The sequence below is a fragment of the Chryseobacterium sp. SG20098 genome (assembly GCF_031844745.1).
Taxonomy (GTDB): Bacteria; Bacteroidota; Bacteroidia; order Flavobacteriales; family Weeksellaceae; genus Chryseobacterium; species Chryseobacterium cucumeris.
On record NZ_CP134622.1, the window covers coordinates 2,817,169 to 2,841,572 of the forward strand.

A 24,404-nucleotide genomic window follows, 5' to 3' on the forward strand; every position below is an offset into this window, starting at 1 on the left:
GCCTTTATTATTTTATTTGATAAAAACATTTTCAAATTTCTCCATAACTGCCCGCGGATTGAAAAGTTCTGAGTAACAATCCCAGTTTTTACCTGCATCCGGTTGAAAGCTCTTCAGGATTTGCATGATATCCTGCTTATCTTTGTATAGAATAGCTTTATCTCCCAGAATCTCCAGATGTGATTTCTCATCAGATCCGGACCATGTTATAATAGGTTTATTTTTAATAGAAAACTCACCTACAGCCATTCCGAAACTCTCTCCTTGCGTGCGGGCATGCAAAAATGCATCAGAAGTATTAATAAATTTCACTTTTCTTTCTACATCAGTAGTCGGTGGAAGAAAAATAATATTCTTGTAAGACCTGAAAAAATTTCTCTTTACAAATTCATCAGTTCCCATAAAAACAAAGTATATATTTTTATTTTTCAGAGCCGTTTTCTTTACGGCTTCCATTACAAAACCAATATCAAAAGTTTCAGTTCCTCCATATCTTGCAAATACCACTGCATCTTTCGGAATATTAAGTTCAGCACGAAGGTCTCCACTCACCTCGGGAAGATCTACAATGTGGGGAACAAAAGGAAGCTTTCCTCCGCTCATCGTTTTGGCCAGCCATTCAGAAACATAGGCATAAACATCTCCATAGGGTTCGTTGTATTTAAAAACCGCATGAATAGCCGTTTTAATAAGCTCATGAGGAGTATCTGTTTCTCTTTCTCCGGATTTTATTGCATAGAAAAGATCTGCATTTGCCTTTTTAATAATTTCATCCCTTTCCTTGATGTCGCTATATCCAACAACGTTAAACCTTTTTTTAAAACGTTCAATAGCTTCTTCAGCATTATTCGGACTATTTTTAGGATAAAGAATCATCGACTCGTTACCAAGCATTTCCTCATTATAATAAGCATAATCAAAAAGAGCATTGGACGTCCCTCTATAGCACAATTGATTTTCGTGGAAAATAATTTTCATTTGTTAGTAAGTTAAATTATTTAGTTTCAACCCTTCTCAATGACAGTGCTAAAAGTATTATGAACTTATTTCTGTAGTTTCTGAGATAGTTTCTGATAAAAACAAAGTGCTTTTTCATTGATAAACTAAACTAATAAGCTACAAAAATACATTTTTACCTATAAGCGAGTAAAAAATATCAGTCTTAAATTCATATCACTAATGAAATTTTTCACAATTGATTTCTATTTCTTTATCATATGAAAGAAACCGTCTCAAAATTGAAACGGTTTCTTTATTGTAAAATATTAATATTATTTAGTTAATAAGCATAAAAAGGAATTCCTTCTGCAACATAGTTATTGGGTGTTCCCGGATAAGTGCTGTAGTAATGATCTCTGTCGCTGCCACTGTAAAATTGATAAATAGGTTTTTTTGTGCTATCCATTGTTGCATAGAAAGCTATCCCTTCATAGGTATAATTCCATGGTGTTCCCTGATAAGTGGAATAATAATGATCCCTGTCATTTGCACTATAGAACTGATAAACAGGGACTGTATTAGGTGCTTTATAGCTGTACGCTTTAAACTGCTCGCCTTCCGCCTGATAATTATTAGGAGTTCCAGCCCATGTAGAAAGCAGGTGATCCCTATCTGAACCGCTATAAAATCCATAAATTGGAACCGGAATATAATCCAGCATTACTTTATTATCGATAAGGTATTGGATAACGTATGATTTAAGTTCTGCTTTTTTAGCAGGATCTTTTACCAGATCAAAAATAAATATTAACCCGTTATTTCCAAAATCCACTAATACGGAATTATTGGGTGTAGAACTGTTCTGCCAGTTTGCTATATTGATTTTGGGAGTGTTTTGATCGAGATTAAGTTCCCCAATCAAACCTTTTGAAGGATCTCCTCCTCTTGTTCTGTATGATAATTTTTTAGAATAGTTCATGCTAGATTCTGATGTATTGACATCATTCTGAACATCAACATCAAAAATCTTAGCCATTCCCAATTTTATTCCGATTCTTGCAGCACGGTCACGACTTTCATTTCTTGTTTCAGACTGGAATAAGATATCCATTTTTGCCCCGGTATAAATATCAACCATTACGTGAGTCCCATAATCCTGTACAATTTGTTGTGGGGATTTTACCTGTAAATCCTGTGCAAATTCAGGTGTAATATAATCAGCCAACATATCTGTTGTTGCATTAAATCTTAATCTTTTCTGCTTGATCAAAAGATTGTAACTACCATAGATATACTTGGCATCAAATTTATGATTGGTAGTAATCGCAGAATTAAATCCTACCGAAAGTGTTTTTTTAAATAAAGGGATTCCTGCAGTCACATCTACTTTTGTAGATACCATTTTGGAGTAAGTTTCTGCATTTTCTCCATATTCTTCAACATACTCCTGAGTATTTGTATTTTCAGAAACCAGTCTTGCTGCCTGTTCAGCTTTGAAACGATCAATATCAACCACTTTAAATCCCGCAGAACTAGCATTAGCATATTCTCCTGCAGCATTAAAGCCATGTCCTAAGACATCATAAATTCCGTCGCCTGCAAATTTAGCTGCAGACATTCTGTTATTAGCCTTTGCCGCTGGACTTTCAGGCGTTACCTCTGAATTTAGATCTTCAGAAGAACACGAACTCATAAAAAGCATCAGTAAACTACTGAAGCAAAATAAAATTTGTTTTTTCATAGATTATTAAAAAGTTTCTGCAAATATAAAACTCATCACCAAGTGAGGAAATAATTTATTGATGATATATATCATCAATAAGTGAATTTAATAATCATTTAAAACTCTATTAATAAACAGTTACAACATCACACAATGGAGAAATAACAAAAATAAATAATTACTATTATTATTTTCACATCAAACTCAAGCACTATTTGATGATAAATAAAAAGTGGAGTCAGAATTACCGACTCCACTCATAATGTATAACCAAATTGATTTATATAAATCCAAAAATTAATTAGCTGGAATATAGAAAGCAATACCTTCTCTGATGCTCCAATAGTTCACAGGACCTAAATTAGATGACACTGAAAGATAATGATCCGATCCGTTTTTAGCTTTATAGCTATATACAGGAATTCTTCCAGCTCCCGGATCTTTATAAGCATAGAATGCTACTCCCATATAAACATTCCAATAAGAAGATGGCTGTAACGTACTTGCCTGGGTAAAGTAGTGATCAGCTCCCGAAGTACTTTTATAGCAATAAATAGGAACTGTATCAGGTGCTTTATACTGAAACACTTTAAATGTCGGTCCTTCATTAGTCCAGTAAGAAGATGGCTGAAGGTTTGTATTGAAAGTGAAATAATGATTACTGTCTGCCTGATTTTGGTAGCCATATAACATTGTAGTATTATACTCCAATGAAATTTGGTTATCAATTAAATACTGATCTACATACGTCTTAAGCTGAGCTTTTTTGGCAGCATCTTTTACCAGATTATAGATAGGAACAAGGCCGTTATTTCCAAATTCCACCAATACAGAATTGCTAGCAGTAGAACTGCTTTGCCAGTTTGTAATGTTAATTTTTGGAGCAGCCTGTTCAAGATTCAGTTCTCCAACCAAACCTTTTGAAGGATCCCCTCCTCTTGTTCTGTAGGATAATTTCTTAGAGTAATTCATAGATGATTCCGAAGTATTCACATCATTGGTTACATCTACATCAAAGATAGATTTTACCCCCACTTTTACTCCAATTCTGGCAGCACGGTCACGGCTTTCGTTAGTTGTTTCAGACTGAAACATGATATCCATTTTAGCTCCAGTATAAATATCAATCATAACGTGGGTTCCATAATCCTCTACAATCTGCTGAGGAGTTTTCGTTTGCAAATCCTGGGTAAATTCCGGAGTTACATAATCCGCCAACATATCTGTGGTAGCATTGAATCTTAGCCTTTTTTGCTTAATAATAAGGTTGTAACTGCCATAAATATATTTGGCATCAAATTTATGGTTGGTCGTAACTGCAGAATTAAATCCTACTGATACTGTTTTTTTAAACAAGGGAATTCCTGCAGTAGCGTCTACTTTTGTAGAAACCATTTTAGAATAGGTTTCTGCATTTTCTCCATATTCTTCAAGATACTGCTGTGTATTTGTATTTTCAGAAAGTAATCTTGCAGCCTGTTCAGATTTAAAACGATCAATATCAATTACTTTAAACCCTGCAGAATTAGCATTGGCATATTCCCCGGTAGCATTAAAACCATGTCCTAAAACATCATAAGCACCATCACCTGCAAATTTCGCTGCTGATAAACGATTCGTTTTTGCCGGACTATCAGGAGTAGATTCGTTATTAAGATCATCTGAAGAACATGACCCCATGAAAAGCAACAGTGCTGCACTGAAGCTAAATAAAACTTGTTTTTTCATAGTATTATTTTAAAATTTCCTACAAATATAAACTTCAATACCAGGTGAAATATAAAAACAACAACTGACATATATCATTTATTAGTGATTTTATCACACGCTTAAAACACCATGAATAAATATTAAAACCATCACTTAATTGTGATTTAAATAAACAAAATAAATTATAGAAACAAACGTACAAATACTCACAAAAGAAAACACGTATTAAACACAATATTTACTATTTATGAATTCATTTTTCACAACCTTAATTTTATAGTTTACAATCAATGACTAAAAAATTTGATCAGAAATATAAGATTGGAAGTTTTAAAAACCGTAATTATCGAAAATCTATAGAAATAAATAAAAAAGTCAGGATCAAAAAAACAATACGCGGTCATAAATCATCTCTTAAACGCATAATTTTAAGTAAATTTGCAAAAATTAAAATTGAAATGGAGAAAGTAAGAGTACGTTTTGCTCCAAGTCCTACAGGACCATTACATTTGGGAGGCGTAAGAACCGCATTATATGATTATCTTTTTGCTAAAAATCAAGGAGGAGAATTTGTATTAAGAATTGAAGATACAGATACCGCCAGATATGTAGAGGGAGCTGAAGAATATATTGAAGAAGCTTTAGAATGGTGCGGAATCATTCCTGATGAGAGTCCTAAGAAAGGAGGAAAATTCGCTCCTTACAGACAGTCTGAAAGAAGAGACATCTACGACAGATATACTGAACAGATCCTGAAGACAGACTATGCTTACATTGCTTTTGATACTGCAGAAGAACTGGATGCAATGCGTGCAGAATATGAAGCGAAAGGTGATGTTTTCTCTTATGATAATAAAACAAGAAACCGTTTAAGAAACAGCCTTGCCCTTTCTGAAGAAGAGGTTCAAAGGTTATTAGACGAAAAGACGCCTTATGTAGTACGGTTTAAAATGCCTGTTGACAGAGTATTAAATCTTGAAGATATTATTCGTGGAAAATTTTCAGTCAATACCAATACTTTAGATGATAAAGTTCTGGTAAAGAATGACGGAATGCCAACGTATCATTTTGCCAACATTATTGATGACCATGAAATGGAAATCTCCCACGTCATCCGAGGTGAAGAATGGCTTCCATCTTTGGGACTTCACACCTTATTATATGAAGCAATGCAGTGGGAAGCACCACAGTTTGCCCACCTTTCTTTAATTTTGAAACCAGAAGGAAAAGGAAAATTAAGCAAAAGAGACGGAGATAAATTCGGATTCCCGGTATTCCCTCTTGACTTTAAAGATCCTGCTACAGGGGTAATTTCTAAAGGATACAGAGAAAACGGATATCTTCCTGACGCTTTCATTAATATGGTTGCTTTATTAGGCTGGTCTCCTGCAGATGATAAAGAAATACTTCCTTTGGATGAAATGATCAGGGAATTCGATCTTCATAAAGTACATAAAGCGGGAGCAAGATTCAGCAAAGAAAAATCTGAATGGTTCAACCACCAATATATTCAGATGAAATCTGATGAAGAGCTTCTTCAGATTCTGAAAAACACAGATCTTGATCTTTCCGGTGCTTCTGATGAAAAACTATTGAAAGTAATTCATCTGATGAAAGAAAGAGCCACTTTCCCGAAAGACATCTATGAGAGCGGAAAATTCTTCTTTGAAGCTCCTACTTCATATGATGAAAAGGCCTCAAAAAAGGCTTGGAATGAAGAAACATCAGCAATTTTAGGAGAATTGGCTGCTTCATTTGAAGCTACAGACTTTGTTGCTGAAACATTAAAACAAACCATGCATGATTTTGCTGAAAACAAAGGATTAGGAATGGGTAAAGTAATGATGCCGTTACGATTATCTTTAGTAGGAGAACTGAAAGGACCGGACGTTCCGGATATTCTGGAAATCCTTGGTAAAGAGGAAAGTATCTCCAGAATAAGCAATGCTATAAATAATTTTAAATAGAATAACCATAATTTTTCATACATTTGAAAGATTTAATTTACTTCAAGAAATGGAATATTTAAGTTTCGAACTTCCTATCAAAGAATTGATGGACCAATACCAGACGTGTTCTTTAGTAGGAGAAGAAAGTGGTGTTGATGTAAAATTAGCATGCAGCCAGATTGAGGATAAGATTTTAGAAAAGAAAAAAGAAATCTATGGAAATCTTACACCTTGGCAAAGAGTACAACTGTCCCGTCACCCGGATCGTCCTTATACACTGGACTATATCAACGGAATGGCAGACAAAGGCAGTTTCTTAGAACTTCATGGAGACAGAAATTTCGCTGATGATCCGGCAATGATTGGAGGATTGATTACCCTTGATGGTCAGAAAGTAATGATCATAGGGACTCAAAAAGGAAGAACGACTAAAGAAAGACAGCACAGAAGATTTGGAATGCCAAATCCGGAAGGATACAGAAAAGCTTTAAGATTAATGAAACTTGCTGAAAAGTTTAATATCCCTGTGGTAACTTTAGTAGATACACCGGGAGCTTATCCAGGATTGGAAGCTGAAGAAAGAGGACAAGGTGAAGCTATTGCAAGAAATATTTTTGAAATGGTTCAGCTGAAAACTCCAATCTTCACTTACATCATCGGAGAAGGTGCCAGTGGTGGGGCATTAGGAATAGGTGTTGGAAATAAAGTGTATATGTTGGAAAACACCTGGTATACAGTAATTGCACCAGAAAGCTGTTCTTCTATCTTATGGAGAAACTGGGATCACAAAGAAGATGCTGCCAACGCATTAAATCTTACTCCGGCAGATGCTTTAAGAGAAAAGTTCATTGACGGAATCATTGAGGAACCGCTTGGAGGTGCTCATTATGATCAGGAGACAACCTATTTAAACCTGAAAAATTCAATTTTACAGAATATCAAAGCTTTCTCCAAATTTACAGGTCAGGAGCTTGAAACCCAAAGACAGGACAAATTCATTGCAATGGGCCAGTTTAAAGGATAAAAAATAAAAAGGTTAAGAATTTTTTCTTAACCTTTTTTCTTTAGTTTTCTTCTTATTTATTCTATTCCGCAACATTCAGAGCAATTTCAATATCCTGAGTAATTTTCTTTACAGATGAATATTTTGCATCACAGACTGATGTGGTCATTACGTACTCTCCCTTATCAACCAGGATAAAATTTTCTCCTTTTGCTGGAACCGTTAAATTGTAATATTTTTTCCCGCTGATCTTAACAATAAGATTACAGGACGACCTATTCTTAATATTGATATAAGCTTCACTTTTGTTGATATCATTATTAAAAAGATGAGTAAGCATAGCTGCTCTCCTTTTCCCTTCCTCACTTGGCTCAGCTTTAGATGTTCCTGCCGTTTTTGCTGTACCTGCAGATCCCACCGATGCAAAAGTAGTTCTTCTTTCTTCTTTTAAAGCCTCAATAGCCGCTGCAGTATTATTAGACACAGCCTTACCGTTTACTGTGTTTGTTTTATTTGCAGCAAGTGTTTTACCGCTATTCAGTTCATTATTTTTTACAATATTTTCAATTTTCTCTTTACTGATTGGTCTGATTGTAGGCTTTGCTTCCGGCGAATTATCTGCCATAATAATATCAATCAGCTTTCTTTTGAAATAGTCAGTTTTAGCATGACCTGGGTTCTGTTTCAAAAATCCGGCAATGACTCTTGCCTCTTTTGAAATCTCAGCTTCCTGTTCGGTATAGATAATTACAGTTTCTTTTTCAACAACAGCTTTAGATTTTGTTTTTTTCTTTTTTTGAGAAAAACCTAGAGCAAAAATGCATATAAATAGAAGGAAGAAGATTTTTTTCATTAATCAAACCTTTAAAATAGTATTAAATATATTAATAACGTGAAAAGTCATTTTTTAGTTTATCATTAAAATCATTATCTTTGCACTGCTCTAAAATTAAGCTAAAAATTAATACTAATCTTAAATAAAAAATAATAGATATTATGTCTTATACACCAGTTGCTGCAGACGTAGCTAAATTAAGAAACCAAACAGGTGCAGGTATGATGGACTGCAAGAAAGCTCTAGTTGAAGCTGAAGGAGACTTCGAAAAAGCGGTAGATATCCTTAGAAAAAAAGGACAAAAAGTTGCTGCTAACAGAGCTGACAGAGAGTCTACTGAAGGGGCAGTAATCGCAAGAGTAAATGAAGACAACACTTTAGGTGCTGTAATTTCTTTAAATTGTGAAACTGACTTCGTTGCTAAAAACGAAGCATTCGTTGAGCTAGCTTACGAATTAGCTGAAATGGCTATTTTCGCTGCTACTAAAGAAGAGCTTTTAGCTACAGATTTCCACGGAATCACTGTTGCTGAGAAATTAGTTGAGCAAACAGGAGTTATCGGTGAGAAAATCGAAATCGGATCTTTCGAAAGAATCCAGGGAGATTTCTTAGGAGCTTACATCCATGCTGGAAACAAAATTGCTGCTATCACTTCTCTTTCTGCAAAAGTAGACGGAGCTGAAGAAGCTGCTAAAGCTGTTTCTATGCAGGTTGCTGCAATGAACCCAATTGCTCTTGACGAAACTGCAGTTTCTCAGGAAACTATCGACAGAGAGTTAGAGATTGAAAGACACAAACTTACTGAAGAAGGTAAGCCTGCCAACATTATCGACAACATCCTGAAAGGTAAAATGCAGAGATTCTACAAAGACAACACTTTGGTACACCAGGATTTCATTAAAGACGGAAGTATCTCAGTTGCTGATTACGTAAAATCTGTAAACGCAGACTTAAAAGTAACAGGATTTGTAAGAGTAAGCCTATAAGCTGACTGTTTCAAAAGAATATAGAGTCCCGGTGAAAATTTCATCGGGATTTTTTATTACCATTATTTTCACTCAATAATGCGGTCATACATCCGAAAAAATTAACAGACTAAAAAATTCACCGAAAAAAGAATTATTACCAGATAATCACCATGGTTACGCTCAAGAGTCTATTACCAGTTTCATACCTAACAGGGTTTTTGATTAAAAACCGAAGGCGTATATTTAACATTTATTTAAATTTTATTAAAAGTATTTCATTTTTTATTTTATTTTTGTAGAAATCCTAATTCCATACTCATGAAAAGATTTCTACTCAGTTTGGTATTAATTTTTTTAACAATTAATACACTCTTTGCACAAAGGGATACCGAGCATTGGATTGCTCCTTATTATGACAGTGTTGGAGGGTATACCAATATGATATACCTTTCTACTGATTCAGACACTCCTTTTGACGTAACCATTTACAACAACAATATTGTGCTTACCACTGTTACTATCAGTAAAGGTAGCCCACAGACCTATAAGGTTACCAACAGCCTTATTTCCACAGGAACATCTACTGAAGCATTCATTGTGGGAAACAAAGGGCTTTATTTAAAAGCAGCCAAACCTTTTTACTGTAGTTTAAGACTGGCTCAGAGTGTTCACGGGGAAGTAATAACCAGTAAAGGAAAGGCCGGAATTGGAAAAAAGTTTTTTGTTGCAGCCGCCCCTAACACCAATACCAGCAGTATTCAGAATTTTACGGCAGGTGTGCTTGCTACAGAAGACAATACCAATGTAACCGTATCATGGAACCCAACGGCAGGAGTCGTTTTTATTAACGGCAGCCCCACTGGAAATACTCAGACTTTTACTTTACAAAAAGGACAATCATTCATTCTGGCAGGGTCCGGATCTCAGTCTGGAAACAAAACAGGTTTTATTGGAGCTAAAATTGTTGCTGATAAGCCGGTAACACTGACCAATGGTAGCTGTAATGCCAACTTCTCTGCTTCAACAACAGGAAGTGATCCGGTACTTGATCAATCGGTTCCGGTTGACAGACTTGGGAATACTTTTGCTATGGTAAAAACAAGATCTACATCTCCTGGTTTAAATATGGAAGGAGGTCTTATTATTGCTACCGAAGATAATACTGAAGTATATTTAAATGGCGGAGGTACTTCTGTTGCTACACTTGCTGCCGGAGAATGGTACAGAATTAATGAAACCAGCTATGTGGCTCAGGGAACATTAGGACATTCCAACATGTTTATTTCAACAACCAAAAATGTATATTTATATCAATTTATTGGAGTGTTAGCAAGTGATGCTACCAATGGATTCAACTATATCCCGCCATTAAACTGTTTCCTTCCAAGAAAAATTGATGAGATCGGTAAGATTAATGAAATGCCTCTTGGAGTAGGAGGTGCCAGCTCAACACCAAGTGATCTGGTCGTAAAATTAAATATTTTAACAGAGGCTGGTGCTACTGTCATGTTAAACGATGCTCCTCTTTTACCTGAAGCCGGACCTTATCCACTGGCTGGAAATGCCAATTGGGTTACCTACGGAATCAACAGTGTATCCGGAAACATTAAGATTACATCTACAAAAGCTGTAACAGCAGGTATCAACGGAGGATATAGTTCTGCAGGATACGGAGGGTACTTTGCCGGATTCTCATCAATCCCTGTCATTGCGAAAAAGACAGGTGAGTGTGTTCCGGGAATCATTCTTGAGGTAGACGACGGATATGAAACCTATCAGTGGTTCCGTGACGGAGTTGCCATTCCTGGTGCTACAAGTTATACTTATACTCCTACTCAATCAGGAAATTATACCGTAAAAGTAACCATGGGAACATGTCCTCCTGTAACAACACCTATCTATAAAGTACAAACTTGTTTAAAAGAAACGACACAAGCACTTAACGCTTGTTCTACTAAAATTATTACCCCTACGTTTACTTCCTCCACTCAAACTGTGGTTCCGAGTACAGTAGTAATTTTAACACCGCCTACCAAAGGAACAGCTGTAGTGAATCCAAACGGAACAATCACTTATACACCTAATCCGGGATATTTAGGACCAGATAAAATCGTTTATAAATTCTGTGGAAACTCTGTTGAGTTTACAGATTGTGAACAGGTAACACTCAACCTTACTGTAGTACCGTTCATCGTAACCGATGCTTCTATTAAGGCCTGTTGGTACGATGTAGATCCTTACGCTTATTTTGACCTTACAAAAGCAAAAGTAACAGACTATAATGCTGTTACAAAAAAATACTACCGTACTTTGAATGATCTTACTGCAGGAATCAATGAAATCACAACCCCAAACAACTTCCCTTCAACAGGAGGATTTGTATACGTGAAAGTAACAACTGCTGAGGGATGTACAGCCAATGCAAAAATTGAATTAATTGTACTTCCAATTAAAAAATCTCCAATCCTTGTAGATCAGTATATCTGTATGGATGCGAAAACGAACCTGGACGCTGGTCCTGGATATGATTCATACCAATGGAGCACTGGAGCTACCTCCTCAGGTATCAGAGATATAGGGGTGGGAGAATACACTGTAATTCTTGGTAAGAACGGATGCTTCCTTACACAGACTGTAAAAGTTAAAAAAGTTGAAGATCCAGTAATTCAAACTATTGAAATCAATAATAATACAGCAACTGTAATTGTAAGCGGAGGTAAAGCTCCTTACAAATATGCAGTTGATGGAACTGCAAACTGGCAGGATTCAAGTACCTTCACAGGTTTAACGAGAGGACAGCACACTTTCTATGTAAAAGATGTTTATAACTGTACTCCTATTGCCGTGGAAGTTACCATTCCTAATCTATTAAATGCGATTACACCTAATGGAGATAATGTAAATGATTATATAGATTACAGTGAACTGGCTTATAAAGAAAATCTGAGCTTTGTAGTGTATGACAGATATGGAAACATGGTGTTCACCGGAAATAGGTTCAACAACTACAGATGGGATGGAAAACACTTTGATAAAAAATTGGGAACAGGAACATACTGGTATCACATCAGCTGGAATGAGTCCAACAAAGAAAAGACCCCAATAAAATATACAGGTTGGATTCTTGTTAAAAACAGAGAGTAATAATTAGTTTAAAACTATATTTAATGAGCCGCGATCAAATAATCGCGGCTCATTTTTTTTAGATTTTCAATTAAATCCGCCTATTATATTATGTTAAAAGCAAAAAAAATAATATAAATTTAAATTTTGTTTAACCACGATTTCAAAATCATATTTTTTTATTCTATTTTCAATAATTTAATACTTTTTATCACTAAATTTGTGATAAAGACCACCGCTGAATGAAAAAAATTTTATCTTTTCTATTTATGTTTTGCATTTTCACCTCTGCTTTTGCCCAGTTGGACCGGGAGCATTGGTTTGCTCCGATGATAGATAGAACAGGCGCTCCCAATCCCTATCAAAAACTGTATTTATCAACCAACAGAACAACTCCTTTTCCTGTAAGCATTTACAATAATAACGTTCTGATTGGAACGGTAAATATCAGTAAAAATAATCCGCAAAAATTCGATGTATTAAGAGATTATATCATTACCAAACTACAGGCAGATTTATTTACACCAACCACTAAGGGATTATATCTTAAAGCTGAATTTCCTTTTTATGCTAATTTAAGGTTCTCAGTATTCAACCATGCAGAAATCATTACTTCCAAAGGGACTTCCTCCACAGGGCTAAAGTTTTATGCAGCTACAGCTCCTATTACTGTGAGTAACTCCATTCTGAATTTCATGACGAGCGTGTTGGCAACCGAAGATAACACAACTGTTACCGTTTCCGGCTACAGCCCTACTGTTCAGTTTTCAAATGGATTGACTGGCACAACCAACCCAACATTAACCTTTACTTTAAATAAAGGCCAGTCCTACATTATTGATGGAATCGGAAATATAACGGGAAACTTTAATGGCTTCATTGGCGCAAAGATTACTTCAAACAAACCTGTTAATGTAACTAACGGAAATTTTAACGGTCAATACGCCGGAAATTATCCCGCTAGTTCAGATATTTTAATGGACCAGTCAGTACCTGTTAACAGACTTGGAAATGAATTTGCTATTGTAAAGGGTAGCGGACCGATTGGTACTCGTACAGAAGGAGCCATTGTAATTGCTACGGAAGACAATACTCAGGTTTTTGTCAATAATGAAATCCCTCCTGTAGCAACTATCAATGCAGGAAAATATTTCATTATTCCAGATTCCAAATATATTCTTCAGGGAAACGGTCATTATAATTTATATCTCAAAACATCTAAAAATGCTTATGTATACCAGATTTTAGCTGGAGATTCAAATGCAGGAAGTGAAGTATTTACCGGAGGATTCAATTTTATTCCTGCATTAAACTGTTATCTTCCCAAGCAGATTAACGAGCTGGGTCTTATTAATGAAAACTTTGTTCATTCAAACGGTCACCCTGGAGGTATTCTGAACATCACCACAAAGCTGAATATTATTACAGAAAGAGGAGCCAGCGTTACCGTGAACGGCACGAATCCTTCTGCAATAACCGGTCCTTACAATATGACAGGTACAACTAATTGGGTAACCTATGGCATTCCCAATGTAACAGGTACGATTACTGTAATTTCAGATAAAGCAATTATGGCTGGCATCACTGCCGGCAGTGATGCAGTAGGATACGGAGGTTTTTTTGCCGGTTTTCCTACACAGCCGGTTATTTTACAATCCGGAGGTGGTTGTATTCCAGGTATGGTTCTTACTGTGGATCCTTTAATCTATGATACTTACCAATGGTACAGAAACGGGGTTATTGTTCCGGGAGCTATCACTTCATCAATCTCACCTACATTACCTGGATATTATACATGTTCTGTAACAATGGGAAGCTGTGCACCTTTAGTTACTGAACAATTTAAAGTTCTCAATTGTACAAAGCTGACTAATACATCATACAACGTATGTAATGCTAAAACGATAATCCCTGCATTCAGTGGCTCATCACAAACTCCCGTTCCAAGCACAGTAGCTATTACATCAACACCTTCATTGGGTACAGCTGTTATAAACCCTACTACAGGCGCTATTACTTATACTGTAAATACTCCCGGAACATCAGGAACTGATACGTTCTCCTATACATTCTGTGGAGATGACCCAGACTTTCCAGATTGTGAAACAGTAACCGTTACCCTGAATATTCAGCCTCTAACAGTAATGAATGCGACATTATTTGCCTGTGATATCAATGGTCAGGGAACCTTCAACCTGACGACAGCAAATGTTACCAGTAACTCACCTGTTACTATTACTTATTACCCTACCCTTGCGGATGCTCAGAATGAAAATGCCGCAGCACTAATAACTAACACAACGGCCTATACTGCAACTAACGGAACAATAGTATATGCACTTGTTAATGACCATATTGGATGTAAAAACATTGCACAAATAACATTATCACTTTTTAATAAAGCTATTGTACAGGATAACTACAATGGAGTCTTCTGTGATGATAATCTGGATGGAACAGTTAATGTTGTGCTTTCCAATATCACCCCTATTGTTCTTAATAATCCAAATTATTTTACGAATGTAAGATATTATGCAAATCTGGCAGATGCCAATGCAGGGAATAACAATACGCTCCCTAATACCTGGAGTTATACAGCAACTACAACCATTTACATCAGGGTAGATTCTCCTGATGGATGTGCTTCTGTGATCAAACCTTTACAATTTAGTATCGGAGCAAAAATAATATTGATTACAAAAACCGTTACCGAAAGTACCTGTGATGATGATCTGGACGGAATAAAAAGTGTCAACTTAGCTCAGTTTATTCCTCAGTTTACATTAGATCCGAATGTTACTTTTACTTTTCATACAACTCTAACAGATGCTCAGAACAATGTGAATGCAGTTTTATCTCCTGTTAATATCACTAATTCACAGACCTACTATATCCGTTTTGAAAAAAATGGAGTTTGTCCTGAAGTAGGTACTCTGAAGATTAACATTAAAGTTCCTAAGAAATCAGATATTTTAAAAGACAAGGCAATTTGCCCAAAAACTACTACTACACTTAATGCAGGACCTGGCTTTGAAAAATACTTATGGAGCACCGGAGCGACTACTCCTTCCATTACGAATGTTGCTCCCGGAAGTTATTGGGTAGAACTTACCTTCAATGGCTGTGTTTACAAGCAATATGTAAATGTTACAGAATTGCCGCTTCCTATCATAACCTCTATTGAAATTGATGGAACAACTGTAAAAGTTGGGGCGAGCGGTGGTACACCTCCATATGAATATTCCTTAGATGGTGTGGTATGGCAGAGTTCCAATGTTTTCTACAATGTACCCAGAGGAGCTCACAACATATTTGTAAGAGACTCTAAAATGTGTGAGGATGTTAAAAAACCATTTGCCATTATTAATCTGATCAATACCATTACTCCGAATGGAGATGGGCATAATGAAGTCATCGACTATTCTGCCTTAATGAAGAATGATAATCTTGTATTCCGGATCTTTGACAGGTATGGTGCAGAAGTCTTCAGGGGCACTCCTGAAAACAGATACACCTGGGATGGAAGAATCGGAGGCAGATATGTTCCTACAGCAAATTACTGGTATTTTATCACCTGGACGGAATATGGCTCCAACCTTATGGTAAAATACACGAGCTGGCTGCTTGTAAAACATAGGTAACAACAGAAAACCGGAAGAAAAAACATCTGAAAATTCAGCACTTATTTCTTCCGGTTTTTTATGTAAATGTTTCATTTTTTACATGAATGGCAAGTTTCTAACACTCCTTAACAATTTAATCCCAAAGTTTAATATAACTTTAACCACTAATCTTCATCTAACTACACAGAATTGCTTTATTTCTATGTAATTTTGCGCATTATATGAAGAAACTGTTTACTCTACTGCTATTGGTTTTTCTGGCAAAAATTAATGCACAAATATATTCCGGGGAGGTATTTCTGAGAGACAACTCTATTTTATATCTCAATCAGGTGTATGTCACCAATCTGAATACACAGAAAACCGTTCTTACGGACTACAATGGAAACTTTAATATCCCTGCCAATATCGGGGATGTCATCCGGTTTACCTCTATTGTTACCGAAAGAAAAGACATCAAACTGACTCCTCAGTCTATGGAACAAAAAAATCTGGTTGAGCTTAAAATCGCCTATTACGAAATTCAGGAGATTGTTCTCAGCAGGTTCAAGCCTACCGGTAACCTCCGATATGACGTGAACTCTTTAAGAAAAGAAGACAAAGCATATGCCCTTAAAAAAGTAATTGGTCTTCCTGAACCCAAAGGAGACGGAACACCTCCGGAACTTCCTGTTGCAGGACTTAGAGATGGAGGACTTACCTTCAGCCTGGAAAGTATTTATGATATCCTTTCCGGAGAAAGAAAGAAAAAACAGCGTTACCAGGCCTATGAAAGGATGAACAGCTCCGTAGCACAGATCAAAAATTATCTGGGGAAAGATTATTTTATAAAGTTTAAAATACCGGAAAACTTAATTGATAACTTCCTTCAGTTTGTTTATTCCTCCGAAAATATCCAGGCCTACGTATTAGCAGGCAACTTTGAAGCAGTAAAAATTCCTATTGAAAAATATCTTCCTATTTATCAGAAAAGGCTCAGAAGCTCACATCTTCAGGAAGTTGTAGGCGGCAACTAGAAATTTCGGCAAAAAAACAATTCAAAATATTTTATAACTCATGTACATTACATGGGTTATTTTTTTGCGGAATGGCTGAGAACACCAGCTATGCTTTACTACAAAAGTATTCACAATATGAATTATTCAAATTTTGCAACATATTATTCCTCAATATTCAAAAATATGTTTAATTTTATCTCACAAACAAGTGTTTAAAATAAAAACACCAGATATTTCGTTATCAAATAAAAAACTAAGCAACCAAAACGCAAATTAAGAGTGAAGCACCTAATTTCTAACTTAATATTAATTAATGAAAAAAGTACTTTTACTTCTTGGCTGTATGTTCTTTTTTATGGCTTCTGCCCAAAAGAAAGGGAAAGATTATAGTAATATTTTAAAAAGTAAGAATATCTATGAGATCAATGCCTTTTTAAGGGATGCTCATCCTGATGATCCCCGAAGATCTGTTTTGAAACCCAGGGTAATGGAAATGATGAAAGAGTACATCAAAAATGCACACCCTGCTGATCAAAAAGTAAAAGACATGCAGGAAATGCTTGCTATGTTGAAGAGAAGACCTTCTACCAAAATTACTTTTGATGAAATGAATGCCATCATCAAACAAAAACAAATTGCAAAATACAAAGCTGAGCTGGCTGCAAAACAATCTACGACAGTCTATACACCTAGTACTGCTCAAAATACATACGTTGTAAACGCTAATGCTAATGCCACCATTCCAAATACTGAAGCAGAAGAATTTAATATGTTGATGGCTGTATCTCCTGTAGAACACAAAAACAGAACAGTAAAAATCTTAAATTCCCTATTTGATAATAATCCTAATGCTAAAGAATGTATTGTTTTGATTCGAAATAAATCAGATTGCAACATCATTGTAAGAATGGAAGGCGTAGGAACGACCAAATATAGACTAGCAGTTCCTGCCCAGGGTGAAGGTTCCATTGTGATAGATAAAGGACAATATCTTTTTACCAGCCTGGTTTGCGGGGCTCAATATGCTTCACAAAAAACGATTGAAAGACCAATTATGGTGGCCTTGGGAGGCCAATAATACAAACTAAATACGAATGATATCTATGTCTTTTACTACCAAAAGACATAGAGACTCCATAAATTTTCACTATTTTTGCACTCATTTTATAACTCAATGGGCAAGAATAAATTAGCAAGATTTGCAGAAAACAAAATATTACCGAATGTAATCCAGCCAACAAGAGAAGATGCTTTAAATGGTTTCGATCTTAAAGGAAAATGGAGAGACAATTTTTTTAAAAATGATAATCCTATCGTATTGGAACTGGGCTGTGGAAAAGGAGAATATTCTGTAGGGCTTGCAAAAACATTTCCTGAAAAAAACTTCATCGGAGTTGATATTAAAGGAGCCAGATTTTGGTTTGGCGCTAAAGAAGCTGTGGACAACAACATGACTAATGTAGCGTTTTTGCGAACTCAGATCGAACTTGTAGATTATTTCTTTGCTGAAAATGAAGTAGACGAAATCTGGATTACATTTCCTGATCCACAGATTAAATACAAAAGAACAAAACACAGATTAACCCATCCGGATTTTTTAAACCGATATAAAAAATTCCTGAAGCCAGGAGGCATCATTCACCTGAAAACCGATTCAGAATTCCTGCACGGCTATACGCTAGGATATTTACAAGGAGCAGGCTATGAAATCATTTCTGCCCACCATGATATCTATGGCGCACCAGAATATGATCCTAATACGGAACACCTGAGAGATATCAAAACGTATTACGAAGAGCTATTCTCAGCGAAAGGAAAAACTATTACTTACATCAAATTCCGGATAAGCTGATGAAATAAACAAACTTGATGAAAAAAAAATTTTTAACGATTTTATTCTTCACATTTCTTATTCCCCACTTTACACAAGCTCAGAAAAGCAGTAAAGACATCTTAAAAAGCACAAATATCAAAGAAATCGAAGAATACCTGAGGAACGCACACCCTGACGATCCTAAAAAGACTGTGCTGAAGCCAAAACTTATTGCTTTAAAAAACACAGAATGGACAAAGGGAGCGCTAACGGCCAAACCTATGGAAGCAAGACCTGTTATTGCAGACATACCTAAAAGTGCAATGAGAAATCCTAATTCGGACGATGCCGAAGAGTTTAAAAAACTTATTACTGAGACATCTGCTGAACACAAGGCAAAAACTGTAAAAGTACTGAATGCAATGTTTAATGAGGACATTAACCGTAATGAAGCGATTCTCTTATTCAAAAATAATTCTGACTGTAATATTGTATTGCGGATAGAAGGAAAAGAATTTTACAATCTTGCTGTTCCTGCTCATGCAGAAAATTTCATTGTACTTAAAAAAGATTCATATACATTGAGCAGCAATATCTGTGATATGAAATATTCCTCTCAGAAAGAGATAAAAAAAAGTATATTTGTAACGGTAGACAATCCAAAACCTGCCAACACTGGACTGAAGTCTGCCCAAAAGGAGCCCATAACGGAAAAGTCAGAGAAAAAACAAAAGTCAAAAAAATAGAATAGGATGAAAAAACTATTAGTTCCTACCGGAATTTTATTGATTCTTGCCAGCTGTAATGTTAATTATGGAGGCTATCCGGGAAGAACCTCCTACCCTTATCCTTCTAACAATTCCGGGAACAGAGCCAATATAGAAAGAGAGTATAACGATCTTATGAAGACTTATAAGCCGGAAACTGCTGATGTACTTAATGACCTTCTCAACAGTGATGATCCTAAAAATCCAAAGACCTCTATTTCCGTGGAAAATAAATCTCCTTGTAATATGGTCCTTACAGTGAGTGGTGGCAATTTCTTCAAGAAGATTCCCATTGGTGCAGGTAAAATAGGATATACCATGGTTCCGAAAAATCAGAACTACAGATTATCCGGGATTGTTTGTAACTCAACATACCAATCCACAAAATTTGTTACAACATCTTATTCTATAAAACTTTCAAACTAAAATATAGCCTGCAGAATTCTGCAGGTTTTTGTTTTTAATGAAGACTCTCATCTTTTATTATAGTTAATAGCTTTTTACCGTAAGATCAGATTGCTTTTAAAGTTCTCAAAGTAACTCGCTATAGGAAAAAGTACATAAAAGACTTTATACCGTCTGAAAACGCTTAATAGAGCGCTCAGCATCAACAAATATCCATAAACCAGTCCTCATATTTCATTGTTCTTTAAATAGTGCTGAGCTAAATCCCTTTATTAGAAGTAAAAATTGGCATCAAATCAAAATAGTATTTTGAAGATCAAACATATAAAAAATATTTCCTTATATTTAGAAATATAATTGCGGTATCCGAAAAGCATATAGAGTAGGAAAAAAATTAAAACTAAAACCATGAAAAATTTAAAAAAAGTCTCAAGAACTGAGCTAAGAACAATCAAAGGAGGATACAGAAGCTGTATGGATGGCTGTAGTATGGAACTGGGCGAAATGTGTTGCAATGGAGTATGCAGAATTGGAGTAATTATCCCTAGTACCGACCCTGACCTACCAGAGTTGATGGTATGTCCTAAGAAATAAATTCTGTGGTATAAACAATAAAAAACGCTGGACCGAAATCCAGCGTTTTTCCTATATTAAAGAAAATCTTTAATTATTCTGCATCGAAATCAGCATCTGTATCAGCAGATACCTTTTCTCCTTCTTCTTTAGATTTTTCTTTATCAGCTTTTCTTTGAGACTGACCTTCTTTGATAGATTCAGAAACTACGCTAAGGATCATATCAATAGACTTAGAAGCATCATCGTTTCCTGGGATAACGAAGTCAACTTTTCTAGGGTCAGAGTTTGTATCAACGATACCGAAAACTGGAATACCTAGTTTCTTAGCTTCAGTTACCGCGATGTGTTCTCTTAAGATATCAACTACAAATACAGCAGACGGAAGTCTCACCATGTCAGCGATAGAACCTAAGTTCTTCTCAAGGTTAGCTCTTTGTCTGTCAACTTGTAATCTTTCTTTTTTAGATAAAGTTTCGAATGTACCGTCTTTTTTCATTTTGTCGATAGCATTCATCTTCTTTACAGCCTTTCTGATAGTAACGAAGTTCGTTAACATACCACCTGGCCATCTTTCTGTAATATAAGGCATATTAAGTTCAGAAGCGTGTTTTGCAACCACTTCTTTCGCTTGCTTCTTAGTAGCTACGAAAAGAACTTTTTTACCTGCAGAAGTTAATTTTTCTAAAGCGCTGCACGCTTCATCCAATTTAACTGCTGTTTTATGTAAGTCTACAATGTGAATACCGTTTTTCTCCATAAAAATGTATGGAGCCATATTTGGATTCCACTTTCTAGTCATGTGACCGAAGTGTACGCCAGCCTCTAAAAGGTCTTTTACATTTGCTTTTGCCATGTTTTCTGTTTTTGTTAGTTTACTTTCCGTCTTTTAAACAATCAACAACTTCTTTAGATGGGAGAAGCGTTTGGATGCTAAACGTAACGGGCAATTGGCGGTCTGCTTTTTGCTTTTGGCAATGGGCTTTTCGCCGAGATTAAGTTTAAAAAAAATTTAATACATTCCTGTAGCCAATAGCCATAAGCCATCTGCCAACGAGAAATCTTAACGTTTTGAGAATTGGAATCTCTTTCTTGCTTTTTTCTGACCTGGCTTCTTTCTTTCCACCATTCTTGCGTCTCTTGTAAGTAAACCAGCTGGCTTCAATGCTAATCTGAACTCAGCGTTGATTTCGCATAAAGCTCTAGAAATACCTAATCTGATAGCTTCTGCCTGACCTGTATTACCACCACCGAATACGTTTACGGTAACGTCATACTGACCAACAGTCTCAGAAAGGATAAACGGTTGGTTTAATTTGTAAACCATCACGTCTGTAGAGAAATATTCTTTAGCATCTTTACCGTTTACTGTAATAACACCAGAACCTGGTTTTACATAAACTCTAGCTACAGAAGTTTTTCTTCTTCCGATTTTGTGAACTATAGACATAATTAATTATTTAAATTCGTTAACATTAATTGTTTTTGGCTGTTGAGCTTCATGTTTGTGCTCAGTTCCTTCATATAAATAAAGGTTCTTAAGGATAGCAGCTCCTAATCTGTTTTTAGGCAACATACCTTTTACAGACTTCTCTAATACCTTTAAAGAATCTTTCTTTTGAAGTTCAGCCGCAGTCATAGACTTCTGTCCACCAGGGTATCCTGTATGCCAGATATAAGTCTTATCAGCCCACTTGTTTCCGGAAAGTGTAATTTTCCCAGCATTCAAAACGATTACGTTATCACCACAATCTACGTGAGGTGTGTAGTTCGTTTTGTGCTTACCTCTCAAAATCTTTGCAACCGTAGAAGCTAATCTACCTAACGGCTGTCCTTCAGCGTCTACCACAACCCATTCTTTATTAGCAGTAGCTTTGTTCGCTGAAACAGTTTTGTAACTTAATGTATTCACACGTTTTAGTTAAAGATTAAACATAATTTACCCCTAAAAGGGTGTGCAAAGGTACAAATTATTTTCGTAACCCAAAAACATATTTTATTTAATCTATATAATCTTTACTCTACACCCCTCTATCAATAGATTTTAACACTATTTATAATTTTGGCACAGATCTTGCGAACTCATGAGCCGATGAAAAAAAACACTTCGTAGATTCTAAAAACACCAATGAAACAGCAAAGAGTTTATTCCCTCAACTCTTTCTTTCATTAATCTTACTCTAACTATTCCCGTAAAACATATTAATATAATCATAATTTCATTGAAATAATTATATTTGTGGCAATCATATTCCATAATCATGAGCCACGGAAAAGTACGAGAAGATAAAACCTGTCTAAACTGCGGACATCAGGTTGAAGAAAGGTTTTGCCCCCACTGCGGACAGGAAAATATTGAAAGACGACAGCCTTTCTATTTTCTTTTCACCCATTTCATTGAAGATTTTACTCATTATGACGGACAGTTCTGGGGAACAGTAAAAAATTTGTTATTTAAACCAGGCAAACTGACAAACACATATCTCGAAGGAAAGAGACAGAAGTTCGTACCTCCTGTAAAGCTTTATATTTTTGTCAGTTTTATTACATTCTTCGTATTTGCCCTTTTTCCTATGGTTAATATAGGTTCCCCTAAAGAAGGAAACACACAAGAGCAGAGTAAGACAAACCTTTTAAAAATCATGAGCCCTGTCGGGAAACAAAAGCTGATAGACAGTATCAAAGCAAAAAAACATCTGACTGCAAAGGACTCTCTTACCATTGAAGAGCTAAAAGCTGTTCCTGATTCTTCTGAATTAGAAGATATGATGAACATGGACAAAAAAATAGATCCGGACGTTAGCTTTGGAGAATATAAAACCAGAAAAGCTTACGATTCTGCTAAAGCCAAAAACCCGTCATCTCTCAGTTTTATTGAAGCTCCCATCGTTCACAAATTCTTTGAACTTAAAGAAAAAGGCGTTAAGAAAAAGGAGATTATTGCCGGTATGATAGAAAAGTCTTTCCATAATCTTCCTAAAGCCCTTTTCATTTACCTTCCTCTTTTCGCATTCTTTTTATGGGTTTTCCATAGTAAGAAAAAGTGGTGGTATTTTGATCACGGAATCTTTACGCTGCATTATTTCTCGTTTTTATTACTAACCGTCTTACTTATATTCTTACTCTCTAAATTGACAGGCCTCACAGACTTCTGGCCTATTAATACTATTTTATATTTAACAATATCATTCCTGTTATTATATACTATGGCCTATTTCTTTATTGCCCACAGACGCGTTTATCGTGCCCATGGTTTGGTAAGCATTATTGTCGGAATAATACTGTTCTCCATTAATTTTATCGCATTCATGTTTTTACTCCTAGGCCTTGCCCTGATAAGTTTCATGATGATACACTAATAAAAAAGAGGCTTTTCAATGTGAAAGCCTCCTTTTATTTATTTTCTTAACGACTTAGTCGCCCTAAAGCTCGCTATAACATAATAGGCAACAAATACCATGGAAAACTTCAGAATAGAAGGAATAGCAAGCTCAAGTTTAAAAATCAGAGTTCCTGCAAAAACCAGAATAGCCATTACTACAAAAGACAGTCCCAGTTTCTTTACCAATGTAATATCCGGAGTATCTAAATAATAAGCAATCCCCCACGCTGCACCAAAAGCAATAGCGTAGTAGAACTCTAAACCGATATTCTCTGAACTTAAAAAGAAATAATTAATCAGGAAGCTTACTGCAGTTCCCAATGCGAAATATATCAACGCTTTTTGCATATCTGTAAAATATAGTGCAAAAATAGAGAAATTAATTTGAGAATCTGAAGAAGCCCCTTTGACAATGAAATCGTCATAACTCATTTTAATTCTGTAGTTACCGAACCATTCAACTTTCAAACATTTAAATACAAAATTGGGGAGATATAATTAAATAACACAAAATAATAATCTGAAAATCAAAAACATAAATTCAAACACTATGTTCTTTTTTTATTATTATATTTGGAAACTTAGAAACTTTC

20 protein-coding genes are annotated in these 24,404 nt (G+C 35.6%); 12 read left to right on the forward strand and 8 right to left on the reverse strand.

Translation table 11 applies throughout. The annotated features are described in order from the left end of the window. Positions 1–12 precede the first annotated feature (12 nt). From RHP76_RS12945 to RHP76_RS12955, 3 genes are all read right to left on the reverse strand, one after another. The gene (locus tag RHP76_RS12945; protein WP_120232695.1) at positions 13–978 is read right to left on the reverse strand and encodes a glycosyltransferase family protein; all 966 of its coding nucleotides are present in this window, start codon (positions 976–978) and stop codon (positions 13–15) included. Positions 979–1,279: 301 nt separating this feature from the next. After that, positions 1,280–2,680, reverse strand: coding sequence for an MAC/perforin domain-containing protein (locus tag RHP76_RS12950; RefSeq protein ID WP_062675716.1), 1,401 nt, complete (start codon positions 2,678–2,680; stop codon positions 1,280–1,282). A 279-nt stretch (positions 2,681–2,959) separates the two neighbouring features. Next, positions 2,960–4,390: an MAC/perforin domain-containing protein gene (locus tag RHP76_RS12955; RefSeq protein ID WP_311228362.1), complete on the reverse strand. Its 1,431-nt coding sequence runs from the start codon at positions 4,388–4,390 to the stop codon at positions 2,960–2,962. A 440-nt stretch (positions 4,391–4,830) separates the two neighbouring features. On the opposite strand from RHP76_RS12955, the gene gltX reads away from it, so the two are divergent. Further along, positions 4,831–6,339 (forward strand): glutamate--tRNA ligase, encoded by a 1,509-nt coding sequence (gene gltX / locus RHP76_RS12960; RefSeq protein WP_062675914.1) that lies wholly within the window; start codon positions 4,831–4,833, stop codon positions 6,337–6,339. A 49-nt stretch (positions 6,340–6,388) separates the two neighbouring features. Continuing rightward, the gene (locus RHP76_RS12965; protein ID WP_062675714.1) at positions 6,389–7,345 is read left to right on the forward strand and encodes an acetyl-CoA carboxylase carboxyltransferase subunit alpha; all 957 of its coding nucleotides are present in this window, start codon (positions 6,389–6,391) and stop codon (positions 7,343–7,345) included. Between the two features lie 61 nt (positions 7,346–7,406). On the opposite strand, the gene RHP76_RS12970 is transcribed toward RHP76_RS12965, so the two are convergent. After that, the gene (locus RHP76_RS12970; protein ID WP_062675713.1) at positions 7,407–8,177 is read right to left on the reverse strand and encodes a DUF6759 domain-containing protein; all 771 of its coding nucleotides are present in this window, start codon (positions 8,175–8,177) and stop codon (positions 7,407–7,409) included. Positions 8,178–8,320: 143 nt separating this feature from the next. Here RHP76_RS12970 and tsf point away from each other — a divergent pair, with 143 nt between their 5' ends. From tsf to RHP76_RS23450, 9 genes are all read left to right on the forward strand, one after another. Further along, entirely contained in the window at positions 8,321–9,145 is an 825-nt protein-coding gene (tsf, locus tag RHP76_RS12975; RefSeq protein ID WP_034692936.1) for a translation elongation factor Ts, read from the forward strand. 300 nt (positions 9,146–9,445) lie between these two features. Continuing rightward, the gene (locus RHP76_RS12980) at positions 9,446–12,271 is read left to right on the forward strand and encodes a T9SS type B sorting domain-containing protein (RefSeq protein WP_120232692.1); all 2,826 of its coding nucleotides are present in this window, start codon (positions 9,446–9,448) and stop codon (positions 12,269–12,271) included. Between the two features lie 221 nt (positions 12,272–12,492). Then, entirely contained in the window at positions 12,493–15,891 is a 3,399-nt protein-coding gene (locus RHP76_RS12985) for an FIDD domain-containing protein (RefSeq protein ID WP_311228363.1), read from the forward strand. A 203-nt stretch (positions 15,892–16,094) separates the two neighbouring features. Next, positions 16,095–16,889 carry a hypothetical protein gene (locus RHP76_RS12990; RefSeq protein ID WP_288440904.1) on the forward strand — a complete coding sequence of 265 codons (795 nt, stop codon included), beginning with the start codon at positions 16,095–16,097 and terminating at the stop codon, positions 16,887–16,889. 295 nt (positions 16,890–17,184) lie between these two features. Next, positions 17,185–17,949 carry a DUF6759 domain-containing protein gene (locus RHP76_RS12995; RefSeq protein WP_311228364.1) on the forward strand — a complete coding sequence of 255 codons (765 nt, stop codon included), beginning with the start codon at positions 17,185–17,187 and terminating at the stop codon, positions 17,947–17,949. A 96-nt stretch (positions 17,950–18,045) separates the two neighbouring features. Beyond that, entirely contained in the window at positions 18,046–18,723 is a 678-nt protein-coding gene (gene trmB, locus RHP76_RS13000) for a tRNA (guanosine(46)-N7)-methyltransferase TrmB (protein ID WP_034692928.1), read from the forward strand. Positions 18,724–18,740: 17 nt separating this feature from the next. Then, the gene (locus RHP76_RS13005) at positions 18,741–19,430 is read left to right on the forward strand and encodes a DUF6759 domain-containing protein (RefSeq protein WP_288440902.1); all 690 of its coding nucleotides are present in this window, start codon (positions 18,741–18,743) and stop codon (positions 19,428–19,430) included. Positions 19,431–19,436: 6 nt separating this feature from the next. Then, positions 19,437–19,877 carry a DUF6759 domain-containing protein gene (locus tag RHP76_RS13010; protein WP_288440901.1) on the forward strand — a complete coding sequence of 147 codons (441 nt, stop codon included), beginning with the start codon at positions 19,437–19,439 and terminating at the stop codon, positions 19,875–19,877. A 387-nt stretch (positions 19,878–20,264) separates the two neighbouring features. Continuing rightward, positions 20,265–20,450 carry a bacteriocin-like protein gene (locus tag RHP76_RS23450; protein WP_131797547.1) on the forward strand — a complete coding sequence of 62 codons (186 nt, stop codon included), beginning with the start codon at positions 20,265–20,267 and terminating at the stop codon, positions 20,448–20,450. A 73-nt stretch (positions 20,451–20,523) separates the two neighbouring features. On the opposite strand, the gene rpsB is transcribed toward RHP76_RS23450, so the two are convergent. From rpsB to rplM, 3 genes are all read right to left on the reverse strand, one after another. Beyond that, positions 20,524–21,285, reverse strand: coding sequence for a 30S ribosomal protein S2 (gene rpsB / locus RHP76_RS13015; RefSeq protein WP_062675707.1), 762 nt, complete (start codon positions 21,283–21,285; stop codon positions 20,524–20,526). Between the two features lie 207 nt (positions 21,286–21,492). After that, positions 21,493–21,879 carry a 30S ribosomal protein S9 gene (gene rpsI / locus RHP76_RS13020; RefSeq protein WP_002976218.1) on the reverse strand — a complete coding sequence of 129 codons (387 nt, stop codon included), beginning with the start codon at positions 21,877–21,879 and terminating at the stop codon, positions 21,493–21,495. Positions 21,880–21,885: 6 nt separating this feature from the next. Further along, the gene (gene rplM / locus RHP76_RS13025) at positions 21,886–22,341 is read right to left on the reverse strand and encodes a 50S ribosomal protein L13 (RefSeq protein ID WP_002976217.1); all 456 of its coding nucleotides are present in this window, start codon (positions 22,339–22,341) and stop codon (positions 21,886–21,888) included. A 349-nt stretch (positions 22,342–22,690) separates the two neighbouring features. Here rplM and RHP76_RS13030 point away from each other — a divergent pair, with 349 nt between their 5' ends. Next, the gene (locus RHP76_RS13030) at positions 22,691–23,788 is read left to right on the forward strand and encodes a DUF3667 domain-containing protein (protein ID WP_277693493.1); all 1,098 of its coding nucleotides are present in this window, start codon (positions 22,691–22,693) and stop codon (positions 23,786–23,788) included. Positions 23,789–23,826: 38 nt separating this feature from the next. On the opposite strand, the gene RHP76_RS13035 is transcribed toward RHP76_RS13030, so the two are convergent. After that, the gene (locus RHP76_RS13035) at positions 23,827–24,279 is read right to left on the reverse strand and encodes a hypothetical protein (protein WP_311228365.1); all 453 of its coding nucleotides are present in this window, start codon (positions 24,277–24,279) and stop codon (positions 23,827–23,829) included. Positions 24,280–24,404: the final 125 nt, after the last annotated feature.